The 22,096-nt window shown below is 41.7% G+C and carries 16 protein-coding genes; all 16 read left to right on the forward strand.

All coding sequences use genetic code 11. The features are described from left to right. Positions 1 to 7 precede the first annotated feature (7 nt). The 16 genes from NFR88_RS03220 to NFR88_RS03295 all read left to right on the forward strand — a co-directional run bounded on the left by NFR88_RS03220 (position 8) and on the right by NFR88_RS03295 (position 21,939). Positions 8 to 1,084 carry a hypothetical protein gene (locus NFR88_RS03220; RefSeq protein ID WP_251613498.1) on the forward strand — a complete coding sequence of 359 codons (1,077 nt, stop codon included), beginning with the start codon at positions 8 to 10 and terminating at the stop codon, positions 1,082 to 1,084. Beyond that, on the forward strand, positions 1,081 to 1,401 hold the full coding sequence (locus NFR88_RS03225) for a hypothetical protein (protein ID WP_251613500.1): 321 nt from the start codon (positions 1,081 to 1,083) through the stop codon (positions 1,399 to 1,401). The genes NFR88_RS03220 and NFR88_RS03225 overlap by 4 nt, the downstream gene beginning before the upstream one ends. A gap of 231 nt (positions 1,402 to 1,632) precedes the next feature. After that, the gene (locus tag NFR88_RS03230) at positions 1,633 to 2,487 is read left to right on the forward strand and encodes a hypothetical protein (RefSeq protein ID WP_251613502.1); all 855 of its coding nucleotides are present in this window, start codon (positions 1,633 to 1,635) and stop codon (positions 2,485 to 2,487) included. A gap of 18 nt (positions 2,488 to 2,505) precedes the next feature. Then, positions 2,506 to 3,141, forward strand: coding sequence for a hypothetical protein (locus tag NFR88_RS03235; protein WP_251613503.1), 636 nt, complete (start codon positions 2,506 to 2,508; stop codon positions 3,139 to 3,141). Positions 3,142 to 3,269: 128 nt separating this feature from the next. Continuing rightward, the gene (locus NFR88_RS03240; RefSeq protein WP_251613504.1) at positions 3,270 to 3,491 is read left to right on the forward strand and encodes a type II toxin-antitoxin system Phd/YefM family antitoxin; all 222 of its coding nucleotides are present in this window, start codon (positions 3,270 to 3,272) and stop codon (positions 3,489 to 3,491) included. Next, the gene (locus tag NFR88_RS03245) at positions 3,484 to 3,909 is read left to right on the forward strand and encodes a PIN domain-containing protein (protein ID WP_201759517.1); all 426 of its coding nucleotides are present in this window, start codon (positions 3,484 to 3,486) and stop codon (positions 3,907 to 3,909) included. The genes NFR88_RS03240 and NFR88_RS03245 overlap by 8 nt, the downstream gene beginning before the upstream one ends. A 21-nt stretch (positions 3,910 to 3,930) precedes the next feature. Continuing rightward, a complete protein-coding gene (locus NFR88_RS03250; protein WP_251613506.1) occupies positions 3,931 to 5,148 on the forward strand; it encodes a fibronectin type III domain-containing protein in 1,218 nt (405 codons plus the stop codon). 160 nt (positions 5,149 to 5,308) lie between these two features. Further along, positions 5,309 to 12,271 carry a VaFE repeat-containing surface-anchored protein gene (locus tag NFR88_RS03255; RefSeq protein WP_251613508.1) on the forward strand — a complete coding sequence of 2,321 codons (6,963 nt, stop codon included), beginning with the start codon at positions 5,309 to 5,311 and terminating at the stop codon, positions 12,269 to 12,271. A gap of 65 nt (positions 12,272 to 12,336) precedes the next feature. Continuing rightward, complete coding sequence (locus tag NFR88_RS03260) at positions 12,337 to 13,380, forward strand: hypothetical protein (RefSeq protein WP_251613510.1); 1,044 nt, start codon at positions 12,337 to 12,339, stop codon at positions 13,378 to 13,380. Positions 13,381 to 13,432: 52 nt separating this feature from the next. After that, positions 13,433 to 13,939, forward strand: coding sequence for a hypothetical protein (locus tag NFR88_RS03265; RefSeq protein ID WP_251613512.1), 507 nt, complete (start codon positions 13,433 to 13,435; stop codon positions 13,937 to 13,939). A gap of 29 nt (positions 13,940 to 13,968) precedes the next feature. Then, on the forward strand, positions 13,969 to 14,481 hold the full coding sequence (locus NFR88_RS03270) for a hypothetical protein (protein WP_251613514.1): 513 nt from the start codon (positions 13,969 to 13,971) through the stop codon (positions 14,479 to 14,481). A gap of 29 nt (positions 14,482 to 14,510) precedes the next feature. Next, the gene (locus NFR88_RS03275) at positions 14,511 to 14,984 is read left to right on the forward strand and encodes a hypothetical protein (RefSeq protein ID WP_251613516.1); all 474 of its coding nucleotides are present in this window, start codon (positions 14,511 to 14,513) and stop codon (positions 14,982 to 14,984) included. 53 nt (positions 14,985 to 15,037) lie between these two features. Further along, positions 15,038 to 18,586 (forward strand): BspA family leucine-rich repeat surface protein, encoded by a 3,549-nt coding sequence (locus tag NFR88_RS03280; RefSeq protein WP_251613519.1) that lies wholly within the window; start codon positions 15,038 to 15,040, stop codon positions 18,584 to 18,586. Positions 18,587 to 18,599: 13 nt separating this feature from the next. After that, complete coding sequence (locus NFR88_RS03285) at positions 18,600 to 19,610, forward strand: hypothetical protein (protein ID WP_251613522.1); 1,011 nt, start codon at positions 18,600 to 18,602, stop codon at positions 19,608 to 19,610. A 58-nt stretch (positions 19,611 to 19,668) separates the two neighbouring features. Continuing rightward, on the forward strand, positions 19,669 to 20,688 hold the full coding sequence (locus NFR88_RS03290; RefSeq protein WP_251613524.1) for a hypothetical protein: 1,020 nt from the start codon (positions 19,669 to 19,671) through the stop codon (positions 20,686 to 20,688). Positions 20,689 to 20,841: 153 nt separating this feature from the next. Beyond that, the gene (locus NFR88_RS03295; RefSeq protein WP_251613527.1) at positions 20,842 to 21,939 is read left to right on the forward strand and encodes a helix-turn-helix domain-containing protein; all 1,098 of its coding nucleotides are present in this window, start codon (positions 20,842 to 20,844) and stop codon (positions 21,937 to 21,939) included. Positions 21,940 to 22,096 lie beyond the last annotated feature (157 nt).

The raw sequence follows: 22,096 nt of genomic DNA on the forward strand, positions 1-22,096 counted from the left end.
GGTGTCTATGAAATATAAACTTGTGCTTGCTGCCGGCCACGAGCAGATTACTGATCAAATCAAAAAATTTGACGAGGTAGAGGTGGTTGAGGAAAATGGTGATATTGAAATCATAGAAGAGGTGATGGAATTTGTGGATGCAGATTTTGCAGTCATCAATACGATGCTTTCAGCGGAAAAGAGCCTTCATTTTGCGCAAAGAGCGCAGCAAATGCAGGTGAAGGTAATTTGTATCGTCGCAGATTTTAAAATGGACAGGAAGCTGATTCTGAGCCTTGCAGGGTGTGGAGTCACAGCTTTTGTCCAAATTGATGAGCTTTACCGTATTCCAGAGTGCCTAGAAGCGTATCCAGAGCAGTTTGACTACCAGTTATTGCAGGATCATGCAGAGGAGGGCGAAACAGCGGGGGCGAAGTCTGCAGTACAAAAAAGGAAAACAACAGTGGCTGTCTTAGGAATCATGCCCAGGATCGGAACGACGACCCACGCACTGAGTCTTGCTAAATATCTCAATGATCGGGGATACAAGACGGCGTATATTGAACTTAATGGTTCTGATTATATCCGTCGGCTGGCAGCAACTTATACAGCTGCGGAGGAAGATGCTGCAGCAGGAAAAGTTACTTACGAAGGACTGGATATGTATTATGATCCCGGCAGCGTTCCCAAAGCGCTTAGATTGCCGTATTTGTTTTATATTTACGACTTCGGGGATATTCATGGGCTGAGGTCGCGAGAACAGATTACTTGGCTGGAGAAGGATATTAAAGTGCTGGTTGCAGGCACAAAACCAAATGAAATTAATCAATTCCAGTACGCTGTAAAGCAGGTCTACAATCAGAACACTAAGTATCTGTTTAATTTCTGTAGCCAAGCAGAGCAGCATGATGTCAAAGTAAGGATGGGAAGTAGGACGGACGCAACTTATTTTGCATCCTGGCTTCCAGATCCGTTTGCGACGGTGGATGAAAATGTCTATTTAGCGGAAATGATGGCTGATGCTTTGGCGAAAGCGGGAGATGTAACCGAATCAGTAAAAGAATCAAAAGCACAGAAAAGCGGATTTTGGAGGAGGAAGCGATGAAATTCCAAAAAGGGTTTGTTGAAGAATACGAGGATCAGTTGCAAGAGGAAAAAACACAACAGGCATTGAGGCAAAAGTATGATGTGGGGAGCGATAAGACTGTCAACATTGTAAAACTGTCCCCATGGCAATTCCTGATTGAAAAGGCAGGGAATTGGGGAAGGAAATTGATGGCTATTATCTTTTTGCTTTTTTTCTCGATTGGAGTGCTGGCAATGCTTTATCCTAAGCCGCGTGCCGAGATGCTGATTCTATTTCATGAGATATTAGATGAGATAACGGCATATTTGCCTGATTTTCTGGTATTTTGGAATTAGGAATATAATTAAGAGACATATATCAATAGAAGAGTTGTGTACAGAGGGAGGTTTATATGAAAATGGAGGCGAATTGGATATTGATATTTTGTATGGCAGTTAGTATACTATTAGTTATAACTGTAGTATTAGCTGTTAAAATGAAAAAGGTGTGTAGGCTGGACTCTAACAAAGATGAAGAGATTGCATACCTTCGACTTACAGTCCAGCATTTAAGAGGTAAACAGAATTATGGTAATCCCACAAAGAACTCGAGTAGAGCTTCGGCCAAAGGAGCTGGCGCTGAAGATTAAAGCTTTCGGTTGTTATCGTATTACGGTTTCATTTGATGAAGAAAACTTTCTCATGTTTAATTATCCTTATGATGAAAGTATGGAGAATACTATAATAATTGAAAATTTTGAAGGCGACTTATTATTTGCAGAGCAATATAACTGTGGATACGGCGGACATGGTCCAGGAAAAACAGAGGAATTGTTAAAGGCCCTTGGTATAGAAGATTACGAGGCTGAGAGATTGAAATGGCTAGATGGTTTCCAAATTTCCTTTAATCGGGATGGCATTTATGAACCGGAGAATAATATAGAAAATGTTCCATTCAGAAGGTTTAGTGATAAAATTGATTTATCAAATGCAAACACCGTTTGTAATATAAAAAAAAGGCAATTGTATTTTATGGAACCAAAGAAAAAAGATTTTACAACTTTGCTTCGTACATTAGATCTTCTCGAAATTGATGGATTAAAAGCATATATAGGAAAAGACAATACTCCGTATTATGATTTTAGCATACCTTATCTCCCGCCGGAATTGCAAAAACAAGAAGCAATGTTGAAAGGCCCATTTATTGTATTTGAGGCGAGACCGTTTGATGTAATTTGTTTTGTTGGGACAGAAGCTCCTGCTAGTATTATAAATACGCTGACATTGTATATACTTGGATACCCGTTACTGCAAGAAGAGAACTTAGGCGAATATATTGTACTAGAGAGCGTAAGGAATTACAATAAGTCAAGGATAAAAAGGTGGGCAAAGGCTTTGAAAGAGTCGAAAGACATTTATTTATCAATCAAGGCGAGACCCTAGTTCGCAGGAGGTAGAAATATGGATTCCCTCGGAACTGCGTTATTAAGCATCCTACTCTCGGTGTTGGCAAGCATAGTGACTACAAGAGTTTTAAACAGCAAACTTTATTTTACATTTCACAGAGGAAAATTGCTAGAGGACTTAATTCTTAGGGGTGATATTCAGGTACGCAGCAGTACAATATCTTCACCTGCTGATTGGGAAAATTTTGATTATCAGAATTGCTATTATTTTACTATTTCAAAAAATAGTCCAGTTAAAATTTGTAATCTCAGCGAGTGCAAAGAGATTGATTTCTATAAAAGGTATAGATACATACATGTACGAAACAACTCCTCATTATGCATTTTAATTGCGGAGCTCCATTTGAAAAATGGAGTAACTCAAAATTTATATGATTGGTCTTCTGTAGAGATGGAACCGAGTCAAAACTGTGGCTTGATAATTGATAGCTATGACGATGTAACTGAGCTAACGATAGACTATAACGGTAGAGATATCCATTATGCGATTACTGATAAAAAGGGTTATGCTACATGCAAAATACAGAAGAGAAGAAAGAACCATAAGAAGGTTCGAGAGGTTATTGTTGCGAATGAAATTTTACCTGAGCAGGTAGATCCTCTTCCACAAAATGAGCAGAACTTTAAATGAGTGGTTAAATAGGTGAATGCCAATACTGCTATGAATCTGGGATGGGATCGAATCTAGAAGATATGTACGAAAGAGTTGACTTTTTGTACATTTATAATATAATAAAAGTACAGAAAGGAGGCTGGCATATGTCAATCACAACTACAGAGTTTAGGGATAATTTAGGAAAATATATAACAATATCACAGACGGAAGATGTGTACATTACCAGAAATGGGAAAGTCGTAGCAAAGCTCACAAGCCCATATAAAACAAAAATGGATATTGTCGACTCTTTGGTCGGTATTCTGCCGGCAGATATCACTTTGGAAGAGGCAAGAGAAGAAAGGCTGAAAAAGTATTATGATTAAAGTGGTTATTGATACGTGCGTGGTATTGGATGTATTACAGAAGAGAGAACCCTTTTTCCATGATGCCGTCAAAATTTTCTATGCTGCAGCGTCGGATCAAATCGAAGGCATCCTGACAGCAAAGTCTATAACGGATTTGTTTTATATACATCATCGCTTCACTCATGATAATGAAGCGACGCGGGAGATTTTGCGTAAACTGACGGAGCTTTTTACCATAGCGGATACAGCAGCTTCTGATTGTCATGAAGCGCTCATAAAGGATAGTGGTGATTTTGAGGATGCTGTAATGATGGAAACTGCAGAACGTATCAAAGCTGATTGTATAGTGACACGAAATACAAAAGATTATATAGAGTCCAGGGTGGCTGTGCTTGATCCAAAATCATTTGTAACTACCTTGCTGACGGACTGTTAAAAAGTAAAGGAGGAAACGGAAATGAAGAAGATTATAACCCTGCTCATCACTTTGACCATGGTGTTGACTATGGCAGTTCCAGTATTTGCAACAGACAATCAGGCTCCTGCAGAATCAACTCCAACAGAAGTGAAGCTGACAAGTAAGCAGGTCAGGGCTATCACGCCGAAAAATTTTAAGGCGACCAGTTATAGCTACACGAAAATCAAGACAAGCTGGGATAAGATTGACGGTCTGGACGGCTATAAAGTATATAGAGCAACTTCTAAAAATGGTAAATATAGCCTCGTGAAAACCACAACCAGTTCGGATACTTTGTCTTATATCAACACCGACAGAACTACCGGCAAGACTTATTACTATAAAATGCGTGGTTATAAAAAGATTGGTAAAACGACTTACTACACCAAGTTCTCGCCGGTAAAGAGCACAAGTGCTCGTTTAACAAAGCCGACTGTTACTGTAACACTTGGCGGTACAGATAAAAACCCTTATGACCGTACGCCAAAATCTACTTGGAAAGCTATTAGCGGTGCATCTGGCTACGAAGTATATAGAACCCGTGAGGGTAAGAACAGCTATAAAAAAATCTGTACTACAAAGAAGACATCCTTTACTGATAGCTATTCTACAGATTTTAAATACTATTATACCTATGAGTATAAGGTAAGAGCATACCGTATTGTAAATGGGAAAAAGATTTATAGCTACTTTTCAACGTCAAAGAAATATGTTCCTGACTGGACTATGGAAGAGTTGATGCCGGAACTTATTGCATATGGAGAAAGCATCGAAGGTAAACGATTAGAATTTACAGATCAGTATGATGAAAATGACGAACCAATCCATAAACTATATACCGGTCCAGAAGGAGCCACATATACGATGGATCATTTTATCGGACATATTGAAGATCCGACAACAGAATCCGGCTATAGAGGCGTCAGATATGGAGAAACAGATGCAACAAAAGACCCAACCTTCAAAAGATACACACCAGAAAACAGTTCATGGTCTGCAATGTTTCCTATGGAAATCGATTATTACTGGTCAAAAGAAATTGCTCTCAAAGAAATGAAATCTGCAATCAAGGCCTCTATCAAAGGTCAATTTGAAGATAATCCATTAGTGTGGTATCCGGCAGATGAGCAGTTTGAAGCTGGATGGGGAGGAATAGACAGTTTTTCGCTTTACACCAGAAAAAATAGAGCGGGATATGACTTTTACGTAATGTTTTAAACTATATATAATAAACTTCATACGAATTTACCAAAAAGGCTCAGATATACTGAGTCTTTTTTCATACAAAAAAATCAACGGTTATGCCTTTGCATAGCCGTTTTTATATATATTTCACTACTAAATTTCAACATAATTTAAGAAGGAGGAACAAAAAAGTATGGAACAAAGAATGAAACATCCTTGGCTGCGCCGCAGCATGATGCTGTTACTGATTTTTACCATCTTAGCAGCATATATGCCGCAGGCCACCTTTGAAGCCTTTGCAGCCACGAAAGCCTCTGTCTATGACGGCAGACAGCTGAAAGGTTCTGATGGAAAGCCATATTATCCAAACAATAAAGGCGGCGGCTTCTACTGGGCGAAATTCTCAAATCGTGCCGGTGATGGTTTTGTTTACAGACTTGCAAGAGCAACCTCAGCCAAGAAAACCATCGTTGTAAAAAATGGAAAACACGAATATAGCGGATACTGTCTGGAGCATGGTGCATGGCTGAATGCAGGTGCAACAGGCTACAGTGCCGATGCGCAGCAGGAATTAGAAAGACTGAGATGGATGAGACCATATAGCAAAGATACTTTAAGGGGAATGCAACTTGCTTTGCTGTTTGGCAGACAGCCGGGACATACGCAATCTGATGTGCCTGTAAAGGGCTGCAATCTGGATGACTGGTACTGGGCTACACAAAACATCATCTGGGAATATCAGCAAGGTTTAAGAAAATCCCCTACAAGCGGTCTTAAAGCAAGAACCGGTTCTCATGCAATGAGTGCAAACTGGTTTAAAGACACTGTAAAGGGTAGACCAGCTGAAAAAATTTACAACTGGATGAATGAACAGATTAAAAAATATCAAAAGCAGTTCAGTTTTACAGCACCTACAGAAAGACAAATAAAAAAGCGTCAAACTATTAAAATGCAAGCTCAATCAGATGGTACTTGGGTTGCAGTCGTAAAGGATTCTAATAAACTGAATCAAGATATTAAAACTACTAATAAGAATATCAAGATTAAGCGTAATGGCAATGAGTACACCATTACCTCCAATGTAGATCCTAACACAATCAAAAAACCTATTAAAGCAACGAAAGATGTAAAAGGTATTTCCAAGCCAAAACAGGATTTACTGGTTTGGACCACCACACAGGATAGCCCAATTTCTGACTCCAACCACCTGCAGACTGTTGCAACCGGTGGTGATGACCCGATTGAACTGTACTTCAAATTAGCGGCAGCAGAAGAAACAGAACCGGAGCCAGGAGAGCCGGAGGAACCGAAACTGCCGTCTTTTGAGCTGGACGTTGAGAAACTGGATGCCAATTTAGGCTTTGACAATAATACGCATACCGGTATGGGTGATGCTCCACTGGATGCAACGATAGACCTTCTCGTAGACGGCGAAGTAGTTGATTCCAAAACACTGGACGTAAATGGATATAGCGATGAGCCGTTCTGCTTTATGCCATGGGATGATGTATCTGAACTGGATTATGAAAAAGTAGAGAAAAAGGATACGGGAACTGAGAAAGTCACTGTACATCACTACTGGAGGGGAACCAAGACGGTTAGCACCGAAGAGTCGGGCGTGCCAGACGGTCGTTTCCCGGATGAAAAGGGCGGTACTCGTGACCACGGAACCATCACATATTATGCGCACGCTGTAGACGGTGGTCCGATTGAGTACAACATCACTTATGAAAACGGTACTTTAACAGACGCTGCAGATATCGATCCGGAAAATCCGCAGCCGATGTTGGATGATATGGGAAGTCAGGCATACGTGAATGATAACTACCGTGGGCGTTTGCAGATTGTAAAAACAAAAACAGACCTTGACCCGTTCACTCCAGATAACGGAAGCGGTAAACTCGAATACTCGACAAATTCTAAGTGGACCATTGAGCTTACCTCTGGAGGTTTTGAAGACCACCCATATATCAGAGTCGTACCTGTGAAAGAAGGGGAAAAAGGATATGATGAATTTGCCAATTGCTATCGTGTTGTAAAAGACAATAGCGGTACACCGGCAGATGATGAACATCCTTTAACTGTCAGCAAGTTTGGTCAGATTAGGATTATCGATCTGCCTTATGGTAACTACCTCGTAAAAGAAATTTCTGCGGATTCTAACGGATATGTCCTTGAATCCCATGAGGTGACAGTAACAGAAGACGGACAGTTGATTTCCACTGATACGGACAATGCACCAAAGAAAAATAAGGTGCAGATTATCAAAACAAACTCCGAAACCGGCAAACCTGTCAGACTGAATGAAAACGCTGCATTTAGAATCAAATATCTGGGCAATCCGGATTTAGCAGATCCAACCTTGTCTCCAAACTACGGTAAGTATCTGCCAAATGGTAGCAGCTACACCGATGGCGCTGCATCCGGCAAGAACAATTACATTTTCAAGTGTAATGCGGACGGTCAAATTGTGCTGCCATATGAGCTTGAGTACGGTAATTATCAGATTGAAGAAGTGACTGCCCCAGAAGGATACTTTATCGGCGAATACGATGAAAAAGGTGTCGGCAGCAGCACAAATATGCCGAAGAAATTCGAAGATGCTGTTGTTATCTACGATGCTTCTGGTGATAGAGTAACGGACTTTACCAGTAACAAGAAGGTTATTTTTAACAAATATAAGTTTAGTGTTACAGAGCAGACGCCGCATCAGGACGGCAAGGACTATGTGACCTACTATCTGACTATTAAAATGCCGAACAATCCGGTCAAAGGAAAAATCCAGATTACCAAAAATGGTGAATCTCTCGCAGGCTGGCTGAATGAAGAATTTGGTGGAAACAAAGGCTTCTCTGCAGTATGGGGCAAAACAAAATTAAAGAATGCTAAATTCAACGTATACGCAGCAGAAGATATTCTGCAGGTCGATGATGTGCAGAGAATCAAAGCATATGACAGCAAAACAAATGAAGAAGTGGCGCTAGAAGAAGTCACCCGTGACCATAGCAAAAAGAACGGCGCACTGAGCTTCTGGGAAAAGCTTCTGAAGACTGGCGAAAAGATTTTGCGCTGGTTTGGGCTTGACATCGGTGATGACAATGAATGCAGAACCGAATACATTGCAAAGTCTGAAAAAGGTGCGACTTATTCCGCAAAATACTCTGTAAAGGACAAGGAAGGAACCACATCTACATACACGGTAGATTACTCCCTCAGCTATACAAAGGGCGGCATGAACTATACCAATATCCATGTGAAGAAAGACATGGTAGCGGATGATTATGTTGCAGGTATCGACTACACAACTCCAACATTAAAAAGTGGGGAAGAAGATGTTGATATTATGGACCTGATTTTGCCGAACAAAAACATGGTGAAATTAAACAAGAAAGTTGTTGATGAATATGGTAATGATGATATTACCGCCAGAATTTTGAAACCAATGACACTTGTTGTACCTCTTGACGAGGATAAAGATCCGGAGGTCAAAGATGGCTGGACACTTGTGAAGAAAGCTGACAAGTATCTGGCAACCTTTGAAGAACCACAGGTTGATGATGATGGAAATCCAATCCTTGACGAAGAAACCAACGAACCGGTTACAAAAACCATTTATAAGGTTTATGTAAACGACAACGGCAAAAAGAAATGGGTAGAATCCGATGAAAAAGGCGCATTTGAAGATGTAAATACACCGGAAGATATGCCGGAAGGCTTTACAAAAACTGATAAAACTGATATGTATCAGATTACAAAAAATGATGCAGAATCCGGTAAAGCAGTATATATGGTATGGGCTGTCGATGGCGGCGTGGGCCGCTGGCTAAGCTGTGATGCGGATGGCAACTTCTACAGATCTTATCACCAGGAATGGGATTTCACATTGTCTCAGCACTTTGACTGTGCAGACGGCTTTGTGTTCTCCTTTGACGGTCTGATCGTAGATGCTGCTGCTGACAATGCAGCACAGATTGCTAAAACCGTAGTAACAAACCCTTGGAAAGTAACTCCGGAAATTACGCACTCTGATGCGTATCAGTATGAAACAACTGATAATATCACAACATTTACTGCTGCACCGACTGATGCAGCTCCTGTTTACTTTAAGGTAAATAACGGCATTAAAACGTCTATGATTTATCAGGGCGGCCAGACGATTACAACCATTAACGTAAAACAGAGCCAGTTATATAACTTTGGCGTGGACAGCAAGCCGGAAGATACAACTTCCGTTGAAAAGCTGTATCCTACTATTGAATATACAACTGATGAAGAAACAGAGCTGATTGAGTGGTGCAAAGACCTGACGCCGGATAACACAAAGTTTGACAGAGTATTTGATGAATCAAACTATGTCAAGGTAATCCGTCATGAAGTCAGCCCGGAAAGCAAAGACGAAGTATCCTATGAAATCGTGATTGTAACTGATAACAAGGACGAAAACCTCGGCTTTAAGGTAACATACCCTGATACAACAACCCTGCAGCCGATAAACTGCACCGATGACGGTGAAGAAGCCGGTAAGCTCGTGTTTAAGAGCATTGAAGGCACAATGGTATATCCATTAGGCAGCCCCGTTGCTACAATTACCACCGATGAAAACGGTATTGCAACAACGCCAAACCTGCCGCTTGGTAAATATTACATCCAAGAAGTGAAGTCCGGAAACGGTCATGTAAATAGCTCCGAGTGGAGAGAATTTGAACTGAAATATGCGGATCAGTATACGCCTCTCATTTGGGATGAAGCGACACTGGATAACTCAGCAGTCAGTGTAAAAGTTGACCTTTCTAAGTTATTTGAAACCTCATACAAGAGCAAAGAATATCAGCCGGGCGGCGGTGCTGTATTTGGCGTATTTTCCGCTGAAGAAATTATCGCAAATACTAAGACCGAGAAAAAAATTGATGCAAAAAAGATTGGTCCGGATTCTTTAGTTGGAACAATCACAACTAGAGAAGATGGCAGCGGTACAGCAATCGTGAAGTTGCCGCTTGGCAAATACTATATTAAGGAGCTATCTGCACCGGAAGGATATAAACTGAACGGAACAAAATACTATTTTGACGCCGTGGATATTTTGACTGCGGATCAGATTGATTTTGCTTATGATGATATCGGAGTAAGCGGTTATGTTACGCAGGACGGCAACGACCAGACGATTGTTAATATCGAAAGCCTGTACAGTAAGCCGATGAACAATCTGAAAGTAGATGGCACAGAATATAATCTGCTGCAGTCAGTGACTACAGAAAATGTCGTTGTAGAAAAACTGGACGGCAGAACCAGAACGAAAGTTACGGTTCCTGCGGGAAAGAGCAGCACTGTTACATTTGCAAACGGCAGCACATTAAATATTGCAGCTACTAAGACAACATATACTGCAACTTTCGATGGTGGTGCAGCCCCTGAATTAGACCTTGGCAACGAAACGACTTTAGCAAAAACCGTTGAAGGAACAAAGACAATTGTTGCCTACAGCCCGAAAGTAACTAAAACAAATTGGCTCAGCGAGGTGTCTTATGAATACGAAGCACCGAAAAACACCCATAAGGGCGAAGGTGGCTTTACTGTAGTGCGGCCTGCAAACAAGAAGCTGGCACTGACAAGTGCAGTTGGAACTTCCGAAGTCACTGCGTCTATTGACTACGCTTATGCTGCAGCAGAGTTGACCTTTACTAAAGGCACTGTAACTGGTGTAACCGTAGATGAAAACGAATTAGATGCTGCAGATTATGCAGATGGCATCACGTTGAAGCGAATTATTAAAACACCTGTAATGGTCGAAAACCCAGATAATCCGGATGGAGAAAAAATCCAGAAGGTAGATAAAGACGGAAAACCTGTATATGAAACCGCTGTAAATGCTACAAAAGCTGTTATCAACTTTGCTGACGGCGTTACTTATACCGTTCAGTTTGATGCTTCTGGCAACTTCTATATGGATGCTTCCGGTTATGTTGATGATGACTTGGAAACAGAAAGCATCTTGTCTGTTGACGGAAATCCAGTAACAGCCGATTTCCTCAAAACAATGAAGCTGATTAACATCAAAAACACCACTGCTAAAACCTATGCAAGAAACAATACCGATGCGGGCGTGCTAAATATCACTGTAAACAACATCAAAAATGACAGAATTCCGACTGATGTACCGGAAATCCCGGATATTCCAGGGACACCGGATACTCCATCTATTCGCACAACTGCAAAGGACAGTGAAACTCATGAGCACATCTCAAAAGCTGATAGTAAGGTTACAATCATTGATACCGTATCCTATACCGGATTAACCCCTGGTCAGGAATACACCTTAAAAGGCGTGTTAATGGATAAGGCAACCGGTAAAGAATTACTGGTAAATGGTAAACCTGTGACTGCCGAGAAAGTGTTCATACCGGAAAAATCCTCCGGCACCGTTGATATGGAATTCACCTTCGATGGTTCCAAGTTAGAAAATATGGCAACCGTTGTATTTGAGGAGTTATATAAAAATATTGACACCGATAAAGACGGTAAGCCGGATACACCGGAAGATAAGCTGGCAGCAGCCCACAAGGATATTACCGATGAGGGACAGACCATTTACTTCCCCAAAATTAAAACCAATGCAACAGATAGTGAGACAGAAGATCACATCTCTAATGCAGATAAAAAGGTTACAATTAAGGACGAAGTAACATACTACAATCTGATCCCTGGCAAGGAATATACCGTAAGCGGCGTGCTGATGGACAAGGAAACTGGTAAGGCGCTCTTGGTTGACGGCAAAAAAATAACCGCAGAAAAGACCTTCGTTGCAGACTCCGCAAACGGAAGTGTGACCTTAGAATTTACTCTGGACGCATCTGCACTTGCTGGAAAAGCAACCGTTGTATTTGAAAGTCTCAAATATGATGGCAAAGAAGTTGCGGTTCATAAGGATATCAAGGATAAGAATCAGACAGTGATCTTTAAAAAGAAAATCGGTACTGTCGAGTTGACACCCCCAAAAGGACCGAATCCTTATGATGATACGAGCATTACAGTCGACACAATCACGCCGCAAACCGGAGATACTGCAAATCTATTGATATGGATTGCCATTGCTGTGATGGCATGCCTTGCTTTGTTTGAAATTTATCGCAAAGTAAGGACAAAAGAGAGAAAAGAATAAAAGAATACGTTATTACCCTAGAGGGCAGCTTTTTAGCTGTCCTCTTTTCATTAGGAGGAAAAACGTTGAAAAAGAAAATCATCTTAATATTATGTTTTCTTTTGGCTTTAAACCTGTGCTGCACAAGCACAGCATTTGCTGGAACCAGCGAGAAAACCATGTACGCAAAGCAGCAGACATGGATCTATAGTAACGGTTATCAAACCGCAAAATATGCGGTTTGCCCAGTGGGAAAAAATCAACAAATCAAAGTTGGAAAAAAGGTCTATGCCACCATGCCGGATGGTAAAAAGGACTACTATTACCAAACGACCTACTTTGGCAAAACCTTTTACCTCCCTGCATCTAAGTTGACGACAAAGAAACCAAAAACTGTATATACGATGCAGTTTTGTTTTAAGGAATTAGAGGTGTCACCAAAGCTGTATCTTTACGCATCGCCGAGAAGCGCTGCTTCCAAGGTGAAAACGAAAGAAACAAAGCTATACACTATCGGCGAAATGCAGAATTGGTATGTAGTTTTTTTAAACGGAAAATTGCAGTATATATCGAAAAAGTCGGCAGCGATTAAAAAGGTTAAAAAGCCAACATATGTACCGCTGCATATTGACAGTAAGGATTATTCTGCCGCAAAACAAAACCAGATCAGAAACAGGTTTTATGTGCAATATGCCTTATTGCCACAATATATGCGGGACGGGTTAATTATGAGAGATGCAGAAATATATATCCAGAAAAAGCTGAAAGAACCCTTTGAAACAAATGGCAATGGAGGATATACCACAAGCAGCGCAAAGAAGGCTGTGATTTTTGTGAAGGAAATCAAAAATTATAACCTGGAATATGCGCTGCATCACGAAATCGGTCATGCTTTGAGCAGGCATTTGTGGCCGGGGCAAAGTATCAATCAACTGGAATATCTCATGAGAGAGAACGGGAAATTACAGCTTGGTGCGTACTATGTGAGTAACGCAGCAGAATGGCTCGCAGAATGTATCGCTGTTTTGATTAAAGATCCGGATCAGCTCAAAACAAAAGCCCCAATGACTTATCAGTTATTGATGGAAACGGTCTTTGAATCTGAAAAAAGTCCATTACGTGCCGCCTAATCTGGCACGAAATAATAAATTACTAATTTTAAATATGAAAGGAAAAACAAAAATGAAAAAGAAAATGATTACCGCGCTGTGCGCACTTACGTTGACACTGGGTACTGCTGCAAACTGCTTCGCAGCGGAAACAAATCCGCAGAACACGCAGGCTTACATCAATATTCCTGCTACAGCAATTGATTTTAGCGTAACAGAGGAAGTCATCTTTACCGGTACTGCTGATTCGGCAGACTTAACTGCCAATGACCTGGAAGTGACCAACAACAGCAAAATCGGTGTATTGACCGCAAGCATCGAAGTCACCGGCGATAATGGCTGGACAGTTGTTGCTGATTCCACCAACTTTGCAAGACTTAGCGCTAACGCAAAGAAAATCGGCATCATGGCAGCAGGAAGCCACGATATGTCCACAGGTGCATATACTGACGCTGGTGACATCAATCCGCAGGATAAGGTAACTGTTGCACTTGTTGGTAAGACTGGCAGAGTAACCGCAGCGCTGGACAAGGCTAAGGTTGCTAACTTCGTTACAACAGTTTCTGTAGTGGAAGAATAGTCGTAAAGCTATATAGTGAGGTACATGAAATGAAAAAGAAGATTTTATCCATCGTATGCGTGCTGTGTATGATGGTCAGCACATCTGCAGTAGCTTTTGCTGATGACAGCAATGTTGCAGCCTATATGACGATTCCAGCAACAGCCATCGACGTATCTGTGACAGAATCCATTGACATGACGGCAGTAGCAAATTCTGTTGACCTGACAGTGGATAAAGTGACCGTTACCAATAACAGTGAGGCTGGTGTTGTCAACATCGACAAAGTTGCTGCGACTGCGGCAACCGGATGGACACTTGTAGAAGCTACAACGGATTTTAAGTCATTAAATGCTAACGCCCAAAAACTGTCTTTAACACCGACGCTTGGCAGCTCAACATGGGACATCACAAAGACTTGCCCGACTTTTTCCGCTGCTGACAGCAATGTAGGAGCGGGTGCATCTAAGGATATTACTTTTACGGGTAAAACCGGCATTGTAACGACATCTGTAAATCGTGTACAGGCTGCATCTATTGTGTTGACTTTAAGTCTGGCATAAATTATTGCAATTAGGAAGGGTGGTACGTAATGGAAAGTACAAATGAAAAGAACAAAAAACAAAAAATACTGATTGTAGTTTTACTAATCGCAGTTGTTCTGATGGGTGTAGGACTATTTTACGCCCTGCACACAGATAGTCTTGAGACCAGCAAAACGGCCGTTATCGTACAGACAAACGAAAAACTGAATAATATGAACGATGGGCAGCTTAGAATCAGAATCAATTCTGCGGTACAGATTTATGAGGAAACTATGCAGGACTTAGCCTTTGCGAATCTGAATAAAGACCGGCAGCTGCAGTGTAAAATTAGAGTGGGGGATACCTACGTTTATGATTCTGGGCTTATTAAATCCGGGGATGTTGTGCAGGCAGATATTGTAGATACATCGACCCTAAAAAAAGGGAAGAATCAAGCAACTGCTGAAATTTACAATTACAATATGGATAATGAGTTAATTGGTCAAAACAATACCATTATTGACCTTTATCTCAATGACTAATGGATAGGGCGTCCCTGTCAGGGACGTCCTTTTTACAAGAAAGGAGGAAAACGTTGAAGAAGAAAATAAAGCGATGGCTTTCTATTGCATTGACAGCCTCCATGCTTCTGTCAATTTCTGTTTCGACATTTGCTGCTGAGCCGTCCAGTACTTTGAAACAGCCTGCAGATAACGGGATACAGGAAGATGCGGAAAACCAAGAGCAGAATGTGCCAGATAAAGATCCAAACACTGCGATACAAGATACCGCAGTGTCCAAAGGCGAGGAATCTGCAGAAGAAGCCACGGCAGAGAAAATTAAAAAGGCAAAAGCGACTGTAGTTGTAGCCGATGATACTCGAACGGTATTGCATGAGGACGGCACTCTGATTATCAACGAGCTTGCGGAGAATCTGGAAGTCAATGCGGAGCAGCATGGCGGTATCATTCGAGAATATCCAGCATGGGATGGTGACGAAAATCCATATAGTTTTGACATCGATACGGAGTTGCCATGGGCTGAAGAACGCGACTTAATACAGAGGGTTGAAATAGGAAGTAACATACAGCCTGTATCTACAGCACTTTGGTTTTCGGGTTGTGACCAAGCAAGCAGCGCAGACTTTACAAACTTGGATATGTCGAACGTAACGAATACTTCGTATATGTTTGAAGATTTCGGCGCAGTAGCTGATAGTGTTACATTGTCATTTGACACATGGCGCACGGATAGCTTAAGCACTACCGTCTCTATGTTTGAGGGGTGCGGTCGCTATGCAAATAAAGTTAGCATAACAGGTCTGGAAAATTGGAATATGGCAGGCGTCAAGAATACAGAGTCTATGTTCGCAAGCCTTGGCGCTAATGCACAAGAGGTCATTTTATCTACTATCGATGACTGGGATTTTAGAAGCAATGGTAGTATGACAACTATGTTTGCGCGCATAGGAGGTTCACTGAAAATTGACCTTGGAAAATGGGATAGTCCTCACGCAGACTTTTCTGGAATGTTTGCAGAAAGTAAAAATTTGGATTTTGGTAGTATACATATTCCTAATTCCTATGTATCATCAATGTTTGCACGAGCGGAAAATATACGAGGCAAAGTATTTTTGTCGAGCGACGGGCTTACAGGTATTGATTTTGAATTCGCCCTTAATACTAATGTAACCGGTGGAGCGTTGTATCTTGTGCCAGAGAATAAAAGCGCACATAATTGGGCAATGAAAATGGAATCCCAATATGGTCTTTCTGGCAGCGTTTCGCAGGGTCATGTGTATTTGGAGGCTGAGGATTTGGCTAGTCGCACGGTACTTTATGCAGACGGTACATTTATTATGAATGAACTTTCAGAGGATCAAACTGCTAATGAAGCGAAACACGGCGCAGCCAGCAAAGAATTTCCTGCCTGGGACGGAGAAGAAAACGACTATGTCTTTGGAGATACCGGTGTGCCATGGTTTAGTTATCGCTATGATATAACAGCAGTTGAGGTAGGCAGTAAAATCTCACCTGTGGACACATCAAAATGGTTTTTCGAGTGTTCTTATGCGGCCACCGCAGAATTATCAAAGCTGGATATGTCAAATGTTACGAGTGCTGATCAGATGTTTTACAATTTCGGCGGGATGGCTTCCGGGAAAGACGTTGTAATTTCCGGATTGGAAACTTGGGACGTTGGTAAGCTGCAAAACTTGCATGGGATGTTCATGTGGGTTGGTCAGTTTGCCAGCAGCGTGACGATTACAGGTTTCACAAATTGGGATATCCGAAATGCCGAAGATACCAGCCAAATGTTTGAGTTTGTCGGCAGAAGTGCTAAGGTGGTCAATCTTTCGAGTTTTGACGGATGGAATACCATAAAAATTAAAACTACGGCGAAGATGTTCTATGGTCTGGGGGATGAAGCAGTTTCTGTTAATCTTTCCGGATTTGAAAACTGGGTTACTGTAAACCTTGAAAATACAGAAAGCATGTTTGCGGAATGTGCAAGCAGTGACAAACAAGAAGTTGTGATGGATCTATCAAAATGGGTCATCTTTAATGTCACTAACATGCGCAATATGTTCGCCAGCTTCAGAGTTTCAGCGGAGAAAGTTACGTTTCTGGGACTTGATCATTGGAAATTTAATAACAACGCAATCTTGTCCGGCATGTTTAACATGTCGAGCATCACAGGAAGCACGCCGTCAGTTTCAGAATACAACATTGGCACATTAACGATTCCGGGCGGATGTATCGTTGATAATATGTTTCAGAGCGCGCATAATGTGAAGGGCACCTTGAAACTTACAGGCAAGCCAGTTTCGGAATATGGTGGAGACACTAGCTTTGCGTGGAATGCAAATACTAAAGGCGGTGCTTTATATCTTGCTCCAACCAATAAAGAGGCGCTTACTTTTGCAGAAGAGGCTGTTAGTAAATACGGCCCTTCTGGCAGTGAGTCAGAGGGCAATATATATTTGCTCAGAGACTACTTGATGAGAACAGTGGTTTATGAAGATGGAACCCTGATTATCAATGAATCTGGAAAGGACCAGGAAGCTAATGAAGCAAAGCATGGTGCAGTCAAAAAAGAATACCCTGCATGGGATGGCGTAAAAAATGATTACAACATAGACGGCAATGGCGTACCATGGAGTTGGTTAGATGATATAGCCGCTGTAGAAGTTGGCAGCAAAATTTCACCCGTGAATACATCAAGATGGTTCTTTGCGCTAAATGTAACCAGGATGGATTTGTCCCTGCTTGATATGTCACATGTGACTAAAGCAGTTGAAATGTTTGGGGAATCCACCTGCGGCGAAATTGCAGGATTGGAAAACTGGGATGTGTCAAACGTAAAGGACGCACATAACATGTTTGGTTGGTTTTGCATGGGCGCGACAACCTCGATAGAGCTTTCCGGCATTGAAAACTGGAAATTCCCAGGTGGAGCAAATTTAAGCGGAATGTTTATGAGCAGCGGAGCGGTGCGATTTGACAGCTTTACCATTCCAGCAGCATGTGACATTAGCAATATGTTTAATAGTTCATCGGAAGTTTACGGCGAGCTAATCATAAACGGCGTGCAGACTTGCAACGAAGAGGGCGAATGGAACGGCTTTGCAAAGAATGCAAATCTGGGGAAAGGCACGCTCTACCTTGTGCCAGATGATGCAGCATACAGCTGGGCAGAGGAAACCGAAGCGAAATACGGTCCAAGTGGAAGCGTTTCACAAGGCCATGTGTACCTTCGCAAGATGCTCGACTTTGCTGTAACTGAATCTATTGACATGACAGGTTCTGCAAATACTGCAGATTTAACTGTTACTGATTTAACGGTAGAAAATCTTGGTCGTAAAGAGATTACAGTTAGCAGCGTGCAGGTGAACAATATATTAAATGGTTGGACGCTTGCTGCAAACAGTACTGACTTTGCCGCACTTGCAAAGGATAGTAAAATGTTCTCGCTTGTAATAGGCGAATTTGATTTGTCCAAAGGTGCATATACCGCTGGCGGCAGTATTCCTACCGATGAACAAAAGGTATTTAAGCTGACCGGTAAGACGGGCGTTGTAAGTAACGCTATAAACAAGCAGCGGATTGCAAATCTGGTTGTAACTGTAACCGGAGCGGAATAAGGAGGGAGAGCGAATGAAAAGAAAGAAAATGAGAAGAAGCCTTGTAATGGCTTTGGTACTGTCTATGCTTATCGCTGTCCCTGCCTGCGCATATGCGCAAAGCGCAAGCGCCGAGACCGGCGGATATCTGACAATGCCACGAAGCAAATTTAACTACATTATACCAGAAACCTCTGATGTCGTAACAGAGGTTGTGCCAAAATATGATGGTAGCGGAAATATTACTACTACGACAACACCGACTGTAAAGGGTGATGATGGAACAAATAAGGTAAAAGAAGAAAACCAGCGTGAACTACTCCGGCAAGCTGATCTATATGACTCTGACGTTGTGGTAATTAAACCAGCAGCAGATGACGATGACATCAGCACTAAGATTCCCGGCTCGCTGCTAGAGGAAATCAGCAAAAGACCGGGGCTTGACCTGTCTATCAACACGCTGATCGGCAAAGTCGTAATAGACACCGACGGCGTTTTAGACCTCGCTGAAAAAGCTGGACAGGATGACATCGTAGTTACGATTATTCGAGACAATGATCCAGCTGGCAAGGCAAAAGAAATTGCCGGAGACGATGGAATTGTCTACCGAGTAATTATTACTATTGGCGACGAAGAGATTGAATCCATAAACGGCACAATCACGCTACTGTTAAATGCGGACGGCCCGTTACTGGACAAAGAGATTACCGCAATCCATCTAAAAAATGGAGAAGAGCAGGAACTTGATAATAACCGCTATGATAAAGATGGTGGTAACTGGGTCGCTGTAAAAACATCTTCTGCCGGCACATACATTCTGGCCAGCAAAGATAAAGATGACAATGTTAAGCCGGAGAAACCGATAAAACCAGCCAAACCGAATAACGGTAGCAATCAGGGCGAGATAAAACCGACTGAGGGCGGGCAGGATAATCAACCTGGTAGAACGCCACAAACAGGCGATGACTTTGACTTTTTAAAGTATTTAATGATTCTGCTTGCGGCGGGAAGTCTTCTGGCTGCAACGAGAAAATTGGATAAATAATGAGAGACAAAAGGCAGCAGTAAGCTGCCTTTTGTAATATAAAAACGGAGGTGATGAAATGAAGAGAAAGCGAGTGACGGTGCTATGCCTTATATTTCTGCTATCGCTTACATCAAGTATTTATGCAGGGAGCATGACAACAAAGGCATGGACTATCACAACGGGTCAAGACTATGCAAATATCACCCTTGACGATCTCGGCAAAGGTGAGCTTGCCAATATGACTGCAGAAATTGATGAGGATGGCAGGACATATAAGGCAGTAAAAGTGACTGCAAATGTAGTAGGCAAAAGTGAGCCTGTTACAGTAAAAAAGACCTATACAAATCTTACCGACAAAAAGGTGCAGAACAGTATTACGAAATCAGGCGAAAAGCTGAAACTTGATGATGTAGAGTGGACAGAGCATCGCCGCAATGCTGCAACAGGTACACTTACCTATAGTAGTGATAAAAGACCGACAGCTCCAAAAACAAAAGAAATTATAGCATCTTTGCCGGATGGAAAAGAAATATCTGTAATTGGGAAATTACAGAGAATTGAACAGACTGGCAGTAGCTATAGCAAGCCATTCACAGTGACTGCAAAGTTCATCGGTGATCCAGATGTCGCTTATTATAAGCTGGAAGACACGAAAATCCCGAATAATCCAGAAACACCAACGTTTGAAGGTTATCAAGAAACTATTTTGCGGCATTTGAACTATAATCCAGCTGATTACCGCATTACCGATGGAAAATGGAGCAGCAATTATGTAACAGAAAATGGGCAAACTGTTCGATACGCAGAGTTTAGCGGATTACGGAAAGTGAGCGACTGGACGGCCTATTACGAAGAAGAGTTGACAGCAGATAGTCCGGCACTTGCTACTTATGATGCAGTAGCAACATATACCAACGGTATGAAAGATATCAGCTATGAAGTGATGGTAACTGTGGATTACGAAGAAGTGGGACTTTCGCTGTTACAGAAGGTATTGATCGTAACAGCGGGGATTGCAATATTGTCCATTATTATAGGGCTTATATTGATGATTCTAAAAAAGAAAATGGAAAAAAATAAGAATGCTGTTCATTAAAAATTCAGGATAATCATTTGAGAAGAACACTGCTTTTATAGGAAAACTGAATATGTGGATTGATGTGGGGCCATTGCTCCAGATGTTTTAACGTCTGTTGTGATGGACCCTTTTTCGATTTTGCGTCAAACGTCAAAGAAGAGAGGTATAACCATGAAAGAAATAACTGAAATCTTGAGAACAGAAGGGATATTATCACAGGGCTTCGGCATCAGTCCTAAGATTCTTTACAGGGATCGACGTTTGTCGCCGGAAGCGAAAGCTATATATGGGTACATAGCGTCATTTGCTGGGAATGGAAATTCAGCATTTCCGAGCCGCGATATTATGCTGGAAGAACTAGGGATGTCATCAAAGCGCTATTATAAACATTTTTCACTGTTGCAGCAATGCGGATATATTACTGTTACAAAACAGAGAGACAGGTATGGTTCTTTTGATCGAAATATTTATACTCTTGTAAGTAATCCCGTTCCAGAGGAAGAGGATTTGCAGACAAATAGTGAGACGGAGCTATGCGGAGCAGCCGCAAGAGAACAGGTAGAATGTTCGGTGGGAGATGCGGCAGAGAGAAAACAAGCAAAACGAAGTAGAATCAATTACTCCGAATCGGGAAATTCCGAACAGCGGGGAAGACGGCAGGCGCCAATGCCTGAAACCGGAAGGGGCAACAGCTGGCTGCGTGAAGTCATGGCAATTGATGAGATTTCACAGCAGCAGCCAAACGACAAAAAGCATTTAGAGAAGATCTATATGGCAGCCACAGATATGGCGGATTCTGAGCAGATTAAGGTTGGAGGAACGATAAAGTCAAGAGAGCAGATAGCTGCAGTTTTGAACAATCTAAACGCAGATACAACAAGAACTGTACTTTTTAAATTTAAGAAAATATTAAATAATAAAGACTACAAAATTTATAATATGAGAAGTTTTTTGCAGACGTTGATTTGTAACAGCCCGTTTGAGATAGAGGATTTCCTGACATATCAGGATGCACAACGGCAGAAAGCAGAGGATGCAAAGAAAGATGAATGTGAACAGGCAGAAAAGACGAAGCGCTATGAGATTTTGGATGCGCATCCGGAGCTACGTACTCTTGAATCTGATTATACCGAGGTGATGCGCAGACTTACGAAAGTAATGTTAACTGATAATGCGGCGGAAAAAGAACAACTGATGAGAAAACGTGATGAAATAGATATCCGGCGTCGAACCTATTTGGAAGACCACGGACTGCCGGATATCGTTTGAGATGTGCTTTGAAAACGTGGAAAAATGACTGGGAACATTGGAGCGGATCCATGTGGTCAAAACGACCACACGGTAAAAACGTTGAAATTTGTCCATGTAGTCAAAACGACCACGCGGTAAAAACGTTGAAATTCGTCCATGTAGTTGAAATGACCAC

The organism is Senimuribacter intestinalis, assembly GCF_943192965.1.
GTDB lineage: Bacteria > Bacillota > Clostridia > Peptostreptococcales > Anaerovoracaceae > Senimuribacter > Senimuribacter intestinalis.